14 protein-coding genes and 1 pseudogene are annotated in these 13,007 nt (G+C 67.2%); 9 read left to right on the plus strand and 6 right to left on the minus strand.

Translation table 11 applies throughout. From position 1 onward, the window contains the following. The first annotated feature begins 335 nt into the window (after positions 1 to 335). Positions 336 to 767 (plus strand): hypothetical protein, encoded by a 432-nt coding sequence (locus tag BJF81_RS10260; protein ID WP_075958258.1) that lies wholly within the window; start codon positions 336 to 338, stop codon positions 765 to 767. Positions 768 to 964: 197 nt separating this feature from the next. Here BJF81_RS10260 and BJF81_RS10265 read toward each other — a convergent pair. From BJF81_RS10265 to BJF81_RS10285, 5 genes and pseudogenes are all read right to left on the minus strand, one after another. Further along, positions 965 to 2,457 (minus strand): annotated as a pseudogene (locus BJF81_RS10265) (type I restriction-modification system subunit M). Then, a complete protein-coding gene (locus tag BJF81_RS17555; protein WP_143780792.1) occupies positions 2,441 to 2,935 on the minus strand; it encodes a hypothetical protein in 495 nt (164 codons plus the stop codon). Before BJF81_RS17555 ends, BJF81_RS10265 begins: the two are co-directional and overlap by 17 nt. A 156-nt stretch (positions 2,936 to 3,091) precedes the next feature. Continuing rightward, positions 3,092 to 3,703: a DUF4357 domain-containing protein gene (locus BJF81_RS10270; RefSeq protein ID WP_202817471.1), complete on the minus strand. Its 612-nt coding sequence runs from the start codon at positions 3,701 to 3,703 to the stop codon at positions 3,092 to 3,094. 360 nt (positions 3,704 to 4,063) lie between these two features. Further along, positions 4,064 to 5,230, minus strand: a complete 1,167-nt coding sequence (locus tag BJF81_RS10275; protein WP_237770178.1) for a restriction endonuclease subunit S — start codon at positions 5,228 to 5,230, stop codon at positions 4,064 to 4,066. 11 nt (positions 5,231 to 5,241) lie between these two features. Next, positions 5,242 to 7,953, minus strand: a complete 2,712-nt coding sequence (locus tag BJF81_RS10285) for a type I restriction endonuclease subunit R (RefSeq protein ID WP_237770179.1) — start codon at positions 7,951 to 7,953, stop codon at positions 5,242 to 5,244. A gap of 149 nt (positions 7,954 to 8,102) precedes the next feature. Here BJF81_RS10285 and BJF81_RS18045 point away from each other — a divergent pair, with 149 nt between their 5' ends. The 6 genes from BJF81_RS18045 to BJF81_RS19650 all read left to right on the plus strand — a co-directional run bounded on the left by BJF81_RS18045 (position 8,103) and on the right by BJF81_RS19650 (position 11,044). Continuing rightward, a complete protein-coding gene (locus tag BJF81_RS18045) occupies positions 8,103 to 8,309 on the plus strand; it encodes a hypothetical protein (protein WP_075958261.1) in 207 nt (68 codons plus the stop codon). Between the two features lie 265 nt (positions 8,310 to 8,574). Next, complete coding sequence (locus BJF81_RS10295) at positions 8,575 to 9,297, plus strand: hypothetical protein (RefSeq protein WP_075958262.1); 723 nt, start codon at positions 8,575 to 8,577, stop codon at positions 9,295 to 9,297. Between the two features lie 87 nt (positions 9,298 to 9,384). Next, on the plus strand, positions 9,385 to 9,540 hold the full coding sequence (locus tag BJF81_RS18050) for a hypothetical protein (RefSeq protein ID WP_158068661.1): 156 nt from the start codon (positions 9,385 to 9,387) through the stop codon (positions 9,538 to 9,540). A gap of 273 nt (positions 9,541 to 9,813) precedes the next feature. Next, complete coding sequence (locus tag BJF81_RS10305) at positions 9,814 to 10,236, plus strand: hypothetical protein (protein WP_075958264.1); 423 nt, start codon at positions 9,814 to 9,816, stop codon at positions 10,234 to 10,236. Then, positions 10,233 to 10,820, plus strand: a complete 588-nt coding sequence (locus tag BJF81_RS10310) for a hypothetical protein (protein ID WP_143780793.1) — start codon at positions 10,233 to 10,235, stop codon at positions 10,818 to 10,820. Before BJF81_RS10305 ends, BJF81_RS10310 begins: the two co-directional genes overlap by 4 nt. Further along, entirely contained in the window at positions 10,817 to 11,044 is a 228-nt protein-coding gene (locus BJF81_RS19650) for a hypothetical protein (protein ID WP_075958266.1), read from the plus strand. Before BJF81_RS10310 ends, BJF81_RS19650 begins: the two co-directional genes overlap by 4 nt. Here BJF81_RS19650 and BJF81_RS10320 read toward each other — a convergent pair. Continuing rightward, positions 11,025 to 11,957, minus strand: a complete 933-nt coding sequence (locus BJF81_RS10320; protein WP_075958267.1) for a hypothetical protein — start codon at positions 11,955 to 11,957, stop codon at positions 11,025 to 11,027. The two genes, BJF81_RS19650 and BJF81_RS10320, sit on opposite strands and share 20 nt — an antisense overlap. A gap of 215 nt (positions 11,958 to 12,172) precedes the next feature. On the opposite strand from BJF81_RS10320, the gene BJF81_RS17560 reads away from it, so the two are divergent. Together BJF81_RS17560 and BJF81_RS10330 are read left to right on the plus strand one after the other, a co-directional pair. Further along, positions 12,173 to 12,562, plus strand: a complete 390-nt coding sequence (locus tag BJF81_RS17560; protein WP_143780794.1) for a hypothetical protein — start codon at positions 12,173 to 12,175, stop codon at positions 12,560 to 12,562. Further along, positions 12,559 to 12,951, plus strand: a complete 393-nt coding sequence (locus BJF81_RS10330; RefSeq protein ID WP_075958269.1) for a hypothetical protein — start codon at positions 12,559 to 12,561, stop codon at positions 12,949 to 12,951. Before BJF81_RS17560 ends, BJF81_RS10330 begins: the two co-directional genes overlap by 4 nt. The last annotated feature ends 56 nt before the right edge of the window (positions 12,952 to 13,007 follow it).

A 13,007-nucleotide genomic window follows, 5' to 3' on the forward strand; every position in this document is an offset into this window, starting at 1 on the left:
GGGCGTCCCTGGTCAACGGACACGCGTGGGGACGTCGGAGTCCCTACTAATCCGCAGACCACCCGGCGGGTGTGACTTCTGACGCGATAATGCTCGCTTGGTCCGGGAATGCCAGAGGTGTGTGGGACATGAGCAGGGCGGTTTCGGTCAGGCCCAGGGTCGTTCTCGGTCAGGCTCAGGGTCGGTTTCGCTCGGGCTCGGGTCGGCGAGTCGTTGCGGGTCAAACTCGGCTCGGATGGTCCGTCGGGATTGGTCGGGGTGAGTCCCTGGGCGGTGTAGGTCCGCTTTAGGTCGTGTCCGGCGGTTCTTTGTAGATCGAGGAAAGGTGCACTGCGATGCAGAAGCAGACGGTGAGGCAGCAGGCGCGGGCGCGTGCACGGCAGGCCCGGGCGAAGGTGCTCCAGGAACAGGCCAAGCGGGAGCGGAGGTTGGCGAAGCGGGGCGAGGCGGTGGCCGTCGCGCTGGCTGAGCGGGCCGCGGTGGTGAGCGACTGCGAGCAGCGAGCAGGGCGGGCGCTGCGGTCGTTGATCGAGGAGGAGGGGCTGAGTACGCAGGAGGCGCTGGCGTGGTGCGGTGATGACACGCTCACGGGGCGTGAGGTCTACCGGCTCATCCGGGGCGTCACTGACGAGGACGAGGGCGACACTGGGGGTGATGGGGACCAGGGCGAGGAGCAGAGCGACACTAGGGGCGGCGAGGACCAGGGCGAGGAGTCGCCCGAGGTTGCGCCGGCCTCGGCGGGGCCGGCTGAGAGCATGCCGGGGTGAGTGCGCGCGGTTGCCGGAGGCCCTAAGCTAAGTGACCTGGGCAACGGTGAACCGCTGGCGGAGAAAAGCCGTGAATGTCGACGGCTCGAGTGCCGACGGTGGACGTGCGCGATCAGCGGGCACGGCTACCTTGCGCCAGTGGGCGACTCAGGGTGACTCACCCGGGTCGAACGAACCGGTGCTTGTGAGCGTGAGTGCTACAGGGGTTGTCCGAGCTGCTCATCCAGGGCCACGGCCACAGCCTCGAACTCTGCCACTGCTGCCGAGAGATCCTCGACGATCTCGCGAGCAAGCACCTCCGGGGAGGGCAGGTTGTCCAGGTCCTCGAGGGACTCGTCACGCAGCCAGGTGATGTCCAGGTTGGCCTTATCGCGGGCGACGAGCTCCTCATAGGTGAAGGACTTCCACCGCTCGCCCTCCTGCCGTTCGCCCCGCCTGCCCGGCTGGTATGCAGTGACGAAGTCGTCAAGATCGGCACGCCTCAGCGGGTTCTGCTTGAGGGTGAAATGCTTGTTCGTGCGCAGGTCGTACACCCAGAGCCGTTCGGTCCACGGGGTGTCGGGGCGGGCGACCCTCTTGTCGAAGAAGAGGACGTTGGCCTTCACGCCCTGGGCGTAGAAGATGCCGGTCGCAGCCGCAGCATGGTGTGCAGGTCGAAGTCGGCCAGCAGCTTGCGCCGAATGGTCTCGCCCGCACCGCCCTCGAAGAGCACGTTGTCGGGCAGGACGACGGCTGCGCGGCCGTTGGTGTCGAGGATCGTCATGATGTGTTGGACGAAGTTGAGCTGCTTGTTGCTCGTGGTCGCTACGAAGTCCTGCCGCTCGATCTCCCGGTCCTCTCGGACCTCGCGGCCGTCGGCACCGACCATCGTCAGCGACGACTTCTTCCCGAACGGCGGGTTGGACAGCACCACCGACCACCGCAGTCCCGGATCGGCGATTAAGGAGTCACGGACCTCGATCAGCGAGTCGCCGTCAGCGGTGCCCATCCCGTGCAGGAGCAGGTTCATCGCTGCGAGGCGCGCGGTGCCGTCGACGAGTTCGTAACCGCGGACGAGCTCGTCCTGCAGCTTCGCCCGCTGGGTCGGGGTCATCGACTCTGCGCCCTGCTCGGCGTGCTCGTGTGCCACCAGTAGGAACCCGCCGGTGCCGCAGGCGGGGTCGACCACGGTGTCGTCGACGGTCGGCTGAATGACGTCGACGATCGCCTGGATGAGGGCCCGTGGGGTGAAGTACTGCCCGGCACCGGACCCCTTGTCCGAGGCGCCCTTACTGAGCAGCTCCTCGTAGGCGTCACCCTTGATGTCGGTGCCGGTCTGGGACCAGTTCTCCTTGTCGATCAGGTCGACGACGAGACGCTTGAGTTTGGCCGGGTCCTGGATGCGGTTCTGGGCCTTGCGGAAGATCGTGCCGATCACACCCGGCTCGCGGGCCAGGCCCGTGAGGATGCGGGTGTACTCGACCTCCAGCTGGACACCCTGGGCGTCCAAGAGCCGCTGCCAGGAGTACTCCTCGGGCACGATCCGCTGCGGCTTGAGCTTCCGGTTCGCGCGCTCGTGCGCCATCTTCAGGAACAGCAAGTACGTGAGCTGCTCGGTGTACTCCAGAACGCCCACCCCGTCGTCGCGCAGCACGTCGCAGTAGGACCACAGTTTGTCGACCAGGCGGCGTGCGTCAGTGGTCGTGCTCATCGAGTTCTCCGATCTCAACGACGAGTGTGCGGAAGGTCTCGGCTGGGCCCGAACCCAGCGAGGAGTAGTCGGCCCACGTCAGTGGGTATGACCCGCGCAGTTCGAGTGCAGCCTCACGTCCGCGTGAGGTTCCGCCGGTGTACGGTCCCCAGGAACGCGAACCGTTCAGGAGTGACCCTTCGTAGAGCCGGAAGGCATTCGCGTTGGTCGCCCGCCCGTGAGTCGGGGCCCGCCAATACCCGGCATCATGGGTCAGCGCGATCACCAGGCCCGCCCAGCCGGGTCGGGCCGAGACGAAGCCCTCGACCCGATGGATGTCCTTGATGACGTCGTAGCCGCGCAGGTCAGACGCTCCGTGGTTCTTCAGTGTGAACGCTTCTCCTCGCGCTGCTCCGGCCCAGAGTCGAGTCATGTACTTCAGTTCGACAGCCACACCACGTTCCCCGCCCGGGGCGACAAGTTCGAGATCGAGCCTCACCGCAGGTCGGGATGGGTCTCCAGGCGTACGTCCAGGTCCGGATTCTGGAGTTTCGCTTCCCAGGCGAAGGCGAACTGGAAGTCCGCCTCGGAGTGAAAGACAGGTCGCTTCGCGGCGAGGCACCTCAGCAAGGCGTGTACGTCGACCATGGGCTGCTCAGTCAACGCCACGGCTCTCCCACGCGCCGACCGAACCCCCAGGTGACACCCACTCGACCCGACCGTTACACGAACGGCCCAGTGCGACGGCCCCCGCTGTCGAGGGCGAGGAGAAGGCTATGTCGCGGCTAAGGGCCAGTCCGACGCCGCCCTCAGCGACGATGGACCCGTCCGCGAGAAGGCTCTCGTGCGGGGCGCGGTAGCCGGCGTAGGCCCTTTGGGTGCTGGTGGCCTTGCCGACACCGTGCCACCTCGGGACTACTCGGGAGCCTGCCAGGAGCGTGAACTCACCATCGACGTGCTGCGAAGAAGCGGCCACGCCGCTCTTGGCGTCGCTCAGCGTAAGCATCGGCGACTCCATCGGATTCGATGGGACAGGCGAGTGTGTCGGACGCACCCGAATGGCGTTCACTCCCAACACCGGCAACATGATCTGCAGTTGCCCGCTGAAGTACTCCCTGTCCGAGGCGTCCGCCTCCGGCAGGTTTGGCGAGGGCGGCGCAGTGCCCTTCTGCAACGAGACTCGACCTGCCTTGGTCGCCAGCTGGATCCGTCGCGATTCCAGGTAGCGGCCGTGGGACTTGGTGAGGTTCGTGCCCTTCGACGTCATCACCCCGACTCGATCCCAGAATCCTCGGTCCTTGTCGTTCGCGTGGTAGCGAAGTCGAGTGGCGATCACGTCGGCCTCACCGACGTAGCATCTGGTGTCACCGAGCGCGGCCTCGTCGTCGCCGAGCAGCGGGTAGACCCCGGTCCGTTGAGTCTCTCCCGCTTGAGCAAATCGGCGAGGTCTGACCGACGAGCCGAGAGGACGTGCCCCGTCCAGTTCGTGATCTCGGCCGTCGTCAACCCACCCGGAGTCCGGTCAACCAGGAACAACTTCACCTGCTTGCCGTTCATGCGCTGGCGACCTCATCGATCACTTCGCTGTCCGTGTCGTGTCCGGTCAGCTTCCCCTCGAACGCTGCAGTCAGAATAGCCCGGCGCAGCGATTCAGCTCGCGATCTAGCCTCTGAGACTGCCTCTCCAGTCGTCTGACTGAGTCGCGAAGCTCACCGACCTGCTCCAACACCCGCCGCTGCTCGTCGAGGGAGGGCAACGGTACGGTAAGCCGCTTCAGCTTGGAGACGCTGAGCGTGTACAGACCACTGCTTGAACTCGCAACATCCAGCAACTTCCGCCGATGCTCGGGTGCGTTCCACGCCGCCTCTAGGTATTCCGGCAGCAGGCCGCTCCTAGGCCGTACTCGGATCAGGTGGTTCTGGTGCACGCAGTTCTCGATGGAGCCGTCCCACGTCGCGGCTCGGCCGATCTGGCTTGGGCTGCCGTTGCCCTCGACTACCAGAAGATCTCCGCGCACTAGGCGCAGGCGTTCGATCTCATCACCAAACAGCTCGATGCGATGAACGTTGTTGAGGTCCAGTCCTGACGCAGTCACGTTGGCTACCCGCAGGAACGGGTAGTGGTGCATCGTCGGTGCCCGGCGGGGTTGCTTCTGGATCCCGCCTTGAATGTCCGCGACCTCTGGAAGTGCAACCTCTAAGCCCCTTCGAGCTTCGGAGAGCGTCGCCGCCCAGAGTGCTCCCAGCCTGGTGCGTGCACGCGCCAAGTCTGTGCCGGCGGCGTCGAGGTGAGAGAGGTGGTCTTCGAGTACGTCAACGATTTTGCGCTGTTCCGGCAGCGGCGGCAAAGGCACGGGGATCGCCCGGATGCCCCGTAGCCCCAGGCGAGGGCGTCCCATCCCGTGTCGATGCTGCTCTGCCCACTTCCTTACCCATGGTCGCTGCATGGAGTAGTTCACCCAACGGGGGTCCACGTCGTCACGAAGCCGCACTCGAATGCAGTCCGCCTTGACTATCGCGGGCCCCAGTCCGTCTGGGGCCAAGCAAGCCCGTGGGAGGTTCTCACCAAGCGAGGCGACCAGCAGGTCGCCAGGGATCACTTCGTGCTTGCGAAGACTCCCAAAGTGTTCTGGATCGATATGCGCGGGGTTGTCGATGAAGACCCCATCGCCGATGTTCTGGAGACGGACGACTCGCGGCCCGGACTCCCGGTAGTGCTGGCGCGCAAGATTTGAGCCGAACGGACCATCTGTGATCGCGCCCTTGAACGAAGCCGCCAGTGACTCCAGACTCACGATTGGCCACGTCACGCGGTGAGCTCCGCGTTGAGTTCGTCGAGAAGGTCACCGGCGCGGTCGCCGAGGTCTCGCAGGGCGCCATCGACTCCACCTCTGTCGGTGAATGGGGAGCGGTCGAGGTCGTCGGCGGTTATTCCGGCCGAGGACGCGATGACGTCGACCATGCGGTCCAGCCACCACCTTTCCAAGGGCGAGAACACCGATCCGGCCTGCTCCTGCTGGGCCAGCCACGCGGCATACCGCTCCTGGACGCGGGCCGCGTAGGGGACCAGCTCGTTGTCGAGTCCGACGGTATAGCGCAGCAGTGACACCAGGTCGGTCAGGGTGTGCCGGTCGCTGTGCCGGACGCGGTCGACGTCGATGCTCGCGTACGCGTCCCAGATGATGTCGGGCGTCCAGTTGTAGGGCGGGCGTGAGATGCGGTCGGCCAGCTCCTGGATGTCTGTGAACGGGATGCGGAGCACCTTGGCCTCGGTCGCGAGCTGAATCGCGGTGATCTCGTCGCGGTGGTCCTTCAGGTACTGCGACCAGGACTCGACGACGACCTTCGCGCGGTTGGGGTCGACGACGCCGTGGGCGCCCAGGAGGACGTCCTTGTTGACCTCGTCGATGACCCGGTCGTGCGCGGCGCGCAGCTCGAGGATGCGGGTGCGCAGCTCCGGGTTGGCCGCGACTGGTTCGACCGCCCGCTCCAGCAGGTCGCGGCGCGCCGCCTCCGGATCGGCCGCACCGTCAAGGGCCTTGGCTTGGGTGTCGGGGTCCACGGCGTCGACAAGTCCGCGGACGATGTCTCGGACCGGGCCGCCCGCGACATCGTCCAGCTCGGTCCGCTCCTCCGGAGTGAGTTGGAGCTCGAGTTTGGCCAGGCGGGAGGCGAGGGTGGCGGTCTCGTCCTCGGTAAGGGTGAGGGTGGCCGCCTTGTCGAGCAGCTTCTTCAGGGAGATGCCCTTCTCCCGGTTCAGTGGCGGGTCGACGAAGTCATGCTCGGTGACCCCGACCGCGTCGACGATCACGAACCTGGTCTTGGCCGAGGCGTCCGGGGTGACGGACTGGAAGTCGGCAGGCGAGATAGTGCGCGCGCCGCGGCCCTTCATTTGCTCGAAGTACTGCGCGGAGCGGACGTCACGCATGAAGACGACACACTCAAGGGGTTTGACGTCGGTGCCGGTGGCGATCATGTCGACCGTGACGGCGATGCGCAGTGAGGGGGAGGTGCGCAGGGCCTGGAGCTGTCCCTTGGGGTCGCGCGCGGCATACGTGATCTTGGCGGCGAAGTCGTTGCCCTTGCCGAAGACCTCGCGCACGGTCGTGACGATCTCCTCTGCGTGAGCGTCGTCCTTGGCGAAGATCAGGGTCTTGGGGACCGTCGAGCGGCCGGGGAAGATGTCGGTGAAGAGCCGGTCGCGGAAGGTCTCCAGGACGGTGCGGATCTGGGACTTGGCGGTAACGGCACGGTCGAGATTCTTCTGGGTGTACTCGAAGTCCTCCTCGATGGCCTCGAGCCGTTCCTTGCGGGTGCGACGGTCGACCTTGGGGACGATGGTGCCGGCCTCGATCGCGCCGCCCTGCTCGCTGATCTGGGTACGGATCCGGTATAGGTCGAAGTCGACGTTGACACGGTCGGCGACGGACTGGGGGTAGGTGTACTCCGAGACCATGTTCTGCCGGAAGAAGGCGAAGGTCTGCTTGCCCGGGGTCGCGGTCAGGCCGATGACGTGAGCGTCGAAGTATTCCAGCACCCCGCGCCACACCCCATAGATGGAACGGTGGGCCTCGTCGACGATGACCAGGTCGAAGGCCTCCGGCGGCAGGGCGGCCGAGTAGGTCACCGTGACTGGCGCGTCGGGGACATAATCGTCGAGGTTTGGGTCGTCACCCGGAGTGACCTCCTGGCCACGCAGCACCGAGAAGACGCGCTGGATGGTGGAGACGACGACGTTGGACGAGCCCAGCATGCCGGCGCTGGTGAGCTTGTCGACGTTGTAGATCTCGTTGAACCGGCGGCCGTCCCCCGGGGTGCGGTAGTTCTGGAATTCCGCGATCGTCTGCTCAGCCAGGTTATTGCGGTCAACCAGGAAGAGGACGCGGCGGAAGCCCCCGAACTTCAGGAGCCGGTATGCCGTGGTGACGGCGGTGAAGGTCTTGCCGGCTCCGGTAGCCATCTGTACCAGAGACCGGTCGAAGTGCTGGTCCGCCAGGCTCGTCTCGATGCCCTTGATCGCGGTGATCTGCGCCGGCCGCAGCGGCCGCTCGTCCAGCGGCGGGAGGTGGCGGACCTTGGCACGCCACGTCGGGTGTTCTGGGTCCGCCTCCGCGTCCCGGATGATCTGCGCCAGGGTGACCGGTTTGGGGATGTTGAAGACCCGTCGTGCCCGCGGGTGCGGGTCGTAGCCGTTGGTGAAGTGGGTCTCCGATCCGCTGGCCTCAAACACGAATGGCAGACGCCCGTCTACGGTGACGGATCGGAGCTGGGCCTCGGCCGACAGCCCGGCGGCATACATCGCGGACTGCCACTCGATCCCCGACAGGGTCGTGCCCTCCGGCTTGGCCTCGATGACTCCGACGACCTTCTTGTCGACGTAGAGCAGGTAGTCAGCGCGACCGTGGCCCTGCTTCATCACGGCCTCGCGGCAAGCGATCCCGTTGGCGGCGAACAGGTTCAAGTCCTTCTTGTCCTGGACCGACCACCCGGCATCAGTGAGCTGGCGGTCGATGAGCAAACGCGCGCGCTGCTCCGCCGCCAGCCTTGGGTTGTCATTACCGGTATGCACTGGTGGTCACTCTATCCAGCCCACTGTCGCGGGGTCTGTCGGTGGCGTATGGAGAAATGAAGGCCTGAGGGAACACCTGGAGCGGCCGTGACCTGCCAGTGCTGAACGCCTTCGTCGAGATCCTCGAGGAAGCACGGCATGCGTGGGCGCGTCTGCGGCCGGGAACTGCGGAGGTGGAGGCGTTGGTGGTCAGCTGGCAGAGCACCCCTGATGGGTGGGCGGCCTGGGTGGTGTGCGCGGTTGAGGAGGACCAGGTGGTGACGACTGTGCGGCTACCTGCTTCGCAGCTGCGTCCGGCCACCTGAGGGAACGTCTCTGCTTCGAGTGAGTCCCTGAGCCCGCCTGCGCCGCTTTAGTGGGTAGGGAGTCTGGCCCGTTGCCGGACACCCCTGACCCAGGAGGTGGCCGTGATCTGCGAGCCGTGCCGGCCTGTTCATGGGCCGGCGGACTGCATCGACTCCAGGGCGGGGCGGGAGTACCCGTGGCGGCACTGCGTCTGCCAGCACAGACCCCGCCTCTAGGTGAACGTCTCCGACGTGGTCGAGGACGAGCCGCAGGGAGCGTCCGCTGATGAGTGAGGGCCAGAATCTTAGGCTCCGGCAGGATGACCGGGCCGAAGGGTGGGGGCGGTCCTTGTATGCCCTTGCCGAGTCCCGGCGGGTTCTGGTGGGGGCGCGTGACGGCGTCCAGGCGATGCAGGACGAGCTCGCTCGCGCGTCCCAGCTGCTGGAGGACGTCGACTGGGCGCAGCGCGGCGGCCAGTGGCCTCCGGCCGAGGACCGGCGGGCGTTGCTGCGTGCATTCGCTGACCAGTGCGAGACCGCGGCCGCCGAAGGGGAGGACACGGAGAAGCGGTTAGCTTCCGCGCAACGGTTTCTCACCGCGGGGCGACAGGAGGCCGAGGCGATCGACCCAAGGACCGAGCAGGAACAGGAGGACCAGGCGCGTCTTCGGCATGTCGCGACGGGCTTGCACAGGTCGCTGGAGGGGGCACGGGTGGAGCTGGAACGCACGCAGGCTGCACTGCTCAGGTCTGCTGCTGCGGCGCGGGAGTCCGCCCCGACCAGCGGGGCGGTAGATACCGTCCACACCGACCTGCTGAACCGCACGCTGCGCTCGGCGTCCACGGAAGGGCACCGGGTTGATGAGGTGGTCTCCCGGGTCTCGAGCCAGACCAGCACCGTGCTGGGGGCGATCGATCCCGTGGGACAGGCAGCACGCGAACGGATGAGGGCTCACCGGGACCTGCCGGGTGGTGGAGCCTGCCCACCCGCGCCAGGGGTCGAACGGTGAAGAGGTGAGACCCAGGGGCCTTCTCGGCCGCTTTGGTAGGTAGGCGGGTTCACGTATGAGCCCGACGCAAGAGAAGGGACACCTGCCATGACACAACATCGCACCAATGGGCTCGTCACCCCCGCCGAGGAGCTGCGCGAGGCCCAGGCGGCCACCGACAGGGTCGACGAGCTGCTGGACCAGGCGACCGCGCAGCTCGATGACCTCCTGGCCGGCCCGGAGGTGACCGGTTCCCATGAGTGAGATCACCAGAGACACCAGGAGTGACCTCGCCGACACCCGCTGGATCCCGGGCGAGACCCACCGTGCTCTACAGGATGCCCGCCAGCAGCTTCGGCAGATGGACAAGAGCACGAATGACGCGCGGTCCTGGCTGTCCCTGGCCGAGGGGGTCCAGCAGGACCGGGTCAAGAGCATGGACCGTGAGAGCCAGGGTGAGGCACTTCGCTCGTTCGCGGGCGCTGCGAGGAGGCCGGCGAGGCCGGCCTGGGTGTGGACCGTCGGATCTCACGCGCGGTGGCCAACCTGAAGGCCGCGGTGGTGATGGTCGACGGTCTGCACCCGGGCAGCGCCCGCGAGGAGATCGATTTTGGCCGGCTTCGTCGCCAGCTCATCTCGCTGCAGGAAGACCTGGAGACGACCCGACCGGTGATCCAGCGCGTCAGCGAACGGCTAGGGGCCGAAGCAGACCGCGCCCGCCAAATGTTGCCACGCCCCGGCCGCGATCGGGTTGGTGTTGAGGTCACATCGGTCTCCGGTTCTGTCCTGGCCGCCTACTCAGACGGTCGGTACGTCGACCAGGAGCTCGGCCGCGCGCAGAGCGTGGCCATCCAGGCGTCGCGGGACGTCGAGGTCATCTCGCTGGCAGCCCGGGATCGGATGCGCATCCACCGCGAACCCTCCCGCGATTCCACCGCCGGGCCATCGATGCCGCGATGACCGGCATGCCCCTCGCAGCCTCCCCGATTGCAGGGTCTCCACCTGACGGCCTGGTTGAACGACTGGTTGAACGACTGAATGGTCTGCACATTGCGGTGTCGACCTGCCAGGACGAGCTGGAACGCTGGGGAGCGCATGCTGTGCGGGAGCAGGTTTCCGCCCAGGTGGTTCTCGACCAGGCCGGCCTGTTGCGGCACCAGGTGCGCGTGGCAGCCTCGGACGCCGCCCTGCTGCTGGCCCGGGTGCGGGATCTCGAGCAGCGTCCCGGGGTCGTGCGGATCGCCATCCCTCCGGTGACGCTGGCCGTGGCAACAGCGGCGTCCTCGCTGCACGCGGCCGTGCATGCGATGAGCCCGGCGTCCTCAGGCCTGTGCCGCGACGAGCAGTTCGCGGCGACGGTGAACACCTCCCTGGGCGCGTCACAGCGCTTTCTGCGCGTTGCCTGCAGCGCCCTCCTGGACGGGACCCGACTCCTGCGCATCACCCTGCCCGGGGCGGGCGGTCCCGCTCCGACCGGTGACCGCCGACCACACCTGCGCCTGGTGACTGACACCGGCGCAAGCATCGAAGGAGATCAACGATGAAGACTCCCCCGACGGACCACCGCTCCGCTCACGCCGCAAGAGCCGCGCTGGAGGCCCAGCGTGCTGCGCGCACGCAGGACGCCGCACGGGCCGAGGAGCTCGAGAACTCCCGGCGGCTCCAGGAAGCGCAGGCGCGCCAGGAACACGAGGAACTGGTCAGGGAGAGCGCCGGCCGAGAACGGCGCGACGCAGGGAACACCACTCTCAGCGGCCCGTCGTACTGAGCACGGCACTCGCCACCGGCGGACCGTCACCGACGACCGAGGGCCCGTGCTGCAGCTGCGGATGCCGCAGCCGCACCGCGCGATCACGGGTGTAGTCGTCGTTGTTGAAGGTCGCCGTCAGCAGATCGGCGTAGACCCCGGCCAGGTCAGCCTGCAGGAGGTACTGGTCACCGACCTGGGCGCGGGCGCGGTCCCAGGACCGGATGGACCACCAGGTGGCGAGCACCACAGCCATGACGACGGTCGAGACGTACATGGCAGGGTCCTCGGTGGCTCCCAGCCAGATCCCCACGCCGGCGTGGATGACCAGGCACGCCACCATTACCCGGTGGCTCAGGAAGGCCGCAACGACGCCCCACATGATGGCGATCCACGTGATCCAGACCGTCCACGGGGCCAGCAGGACCATAATGGCTGGGTCGTGACGGGTCAGCCCGGAGCGCATCACCCCGACCTCGTGCGTGATGACCGCCGCCGCCTGCTGTGGTCGCAGCTGCCCTGACCAGACCGCGTCGATCAGCCCTCTGCTCACCACCACGGTGCGCCGACCGAGCGCGGTGACGCCCACCTGCTGGCCCGGACCGACCAGCAGCACGAGCCGCTGCGGTGGGACGCCGTGTCGCAGCAGGATCTCGGCCACCGGCGCCAACGTGTGCCGCTGGTGGAGCCGGGGTGCGCGTGCGCGCAGGACGAGGCGGGCCAGCCATCTCTCGCCGGGCCCGGTGTCGGCGGCCGCGGCCAGCAGGAGCAGGACCACCAGCGTCAGGGCCGCGGGACCGTACCGCCCCAGGTGGCGGACGGAGTCGTACCAGCCCAGCGTCAGCTCACCGACGACCAACCACATCGGGGCACTCATGAGCATCGGCACGACCAGTGCGCGCGCCCGTGCCCGCCGCGCCCTGCCCAGTGTCATCGCGCCACCTCCCAAGTGACCCACTGCCGCTTTGCCGCCAGCTGATTTCGGATCGGTGAGTCCCAGGCCTTTGGTCCCCCGCTTTAGGGGGCATGAACAGCAGCCTGCACGTCGACACCGACAAGGCGCAGGACTTGTCCACAGGCCGGCCCTTCCGGCCTCTCCTCCCCAGATGGGGCAGTACTGGGCTCGACCCCGTCCCTGAACGCGTAGCCATGAACCGGACGCCGTCCGGAATGGCACAACCGAAGGAGATCGACCACATGAGCGACACGACACCCGACGCCGCCCGGGTCCTGGTGCACATGCACCAGCTGCTGTGGCAGGCAGGCACCGAGGCCGATCGGCGGGCTCACCAGAGCCGCGACCTGGACACGGTGGCGCTGGCGAGCAACCTGACGTATGCCCGGGACCAGGTGTTCCACCTGGTCCCGGAGCCATACCGGGATGCGCTCCTGGATCGGCCAGGCGCCGCCGGAGCCGATCCTGTCGAACTGGCCCGTCGTGCGGAGGAGCTGAGCCGGACAGCACCGGTCCACCACTTTCCCCCCGGCATCGTGTCGGTCGTTGACCTCCTCATCGAGACGGTGGGGGAGTTCTCATGAACCGGCGACGCCAGCCCACGATCTACCCGCCCAGCGCCGGAGAGCTGATGGACCGCGCCAACGTCCTGGCCCGCGACCTGCTGTACGAGGCACCCCACCGTGACGGTCGCGCGATGCTCCGGGCCTGGGGCGAGGTCGTCGAAGGGGCCAGCGAGCTGTGGCACCAGCTCCCGCAACGCTCGGACCTGCCCGGCAGCGGCAGACAGGTCATCGACCAGCTCGAACGATCGGCCAGAACGCTGCACCGCTCGGCCGGTGGTGGGATCGATGTCGACCCCACCCTGCAGGAGATCGGCCAGATGTTCACCGAGGCTGCCGGCCTGATCACCCGCAGCGGCGTCATCGAGAGTGGAGTCCATCAGAGTGGTGTACGACGACCACGGTGGTGAGCGTGTCCTGCTGATGTAGGCGCGGTCACCGCGTGATCCTTCGAGTGAACCTTCCA

Origin of the sequence: Ornithinimicrobium sp. CNJ-824, from assembly GCF_001942405.1 — a bacterium.
GTDB lineage: Bacteria > Actinomycetota > Actinomycetes > Actinomycetales > Dermatophilaceae > Ornithinicoccus > Ornithinicoccus kibberensis.

Bases quoted from the DNA above. Each gene is read 5' to 3' on its own strand.
- BJF81_RS10260 (WP_075958258.1), top strand. From the start codon at position 336: ATGCAGAAGCAGACGGTGAGGCAGCAGGCGCGGGCGCGTGCACGGCAG.
- BJF81_RS10310 (WP_143780793.1), top strand. From the start codon at position 10,233: ATGACCGGCATGCCCCTCGCAGCCTCCCCGATTGCAGGGTCTCCACCT.
- BJF81_RS19650 (WP_075958266.1), top strand. From the start codon at position 10,817: ATGAAGACTCCCCCGACGGACCACCGCTCCGCTCACGCCGCAAGAGCC.
- BJF81_RS18050 (WP_158068661.1), top strand. From the start codon at position 9,385: ATGACACAACATCGCACCAATGGGCTCGTCACCCCCGCCGAGGAGCTG.
- BJF81_RS10330 (WP_075958269.1), top strand. From the start codon at position 12,559: ATGAACCGGCGACGCCAGCCCACGATCTACCCGCCCAGCGCCGGAGAG.
- BJF81_RS10270 (WP_202817471.1), bottom strand. From the start codon at position 3,703: ATGACGTCGAAGGGCACGAACCTCACCAAGTCCCACGGCCGCTACCTG.
- BJF81_RS10320 (WP_075958267.1), bottom strand. From the start codon at position 11,957: ATGACACTGGGCAGGGCGCGGCGGGCACGGGCGCGCGCACTGGTCGTG.
- BJF81_RS10295 (WP_075958262.1), top strand. From the start codon at position 8,575: ATGAGTGAGGGCCAGAATCTTAGGCTCCGGCAGGATGACCGGGCCGAA.
- BJF81_RS17560 (WP_143780794.1), top strand. From the start codon at position 12,173: ATGAACCGGACGCCGTCCGGAATGGCACAACCGAAGGAGATCGACCAC.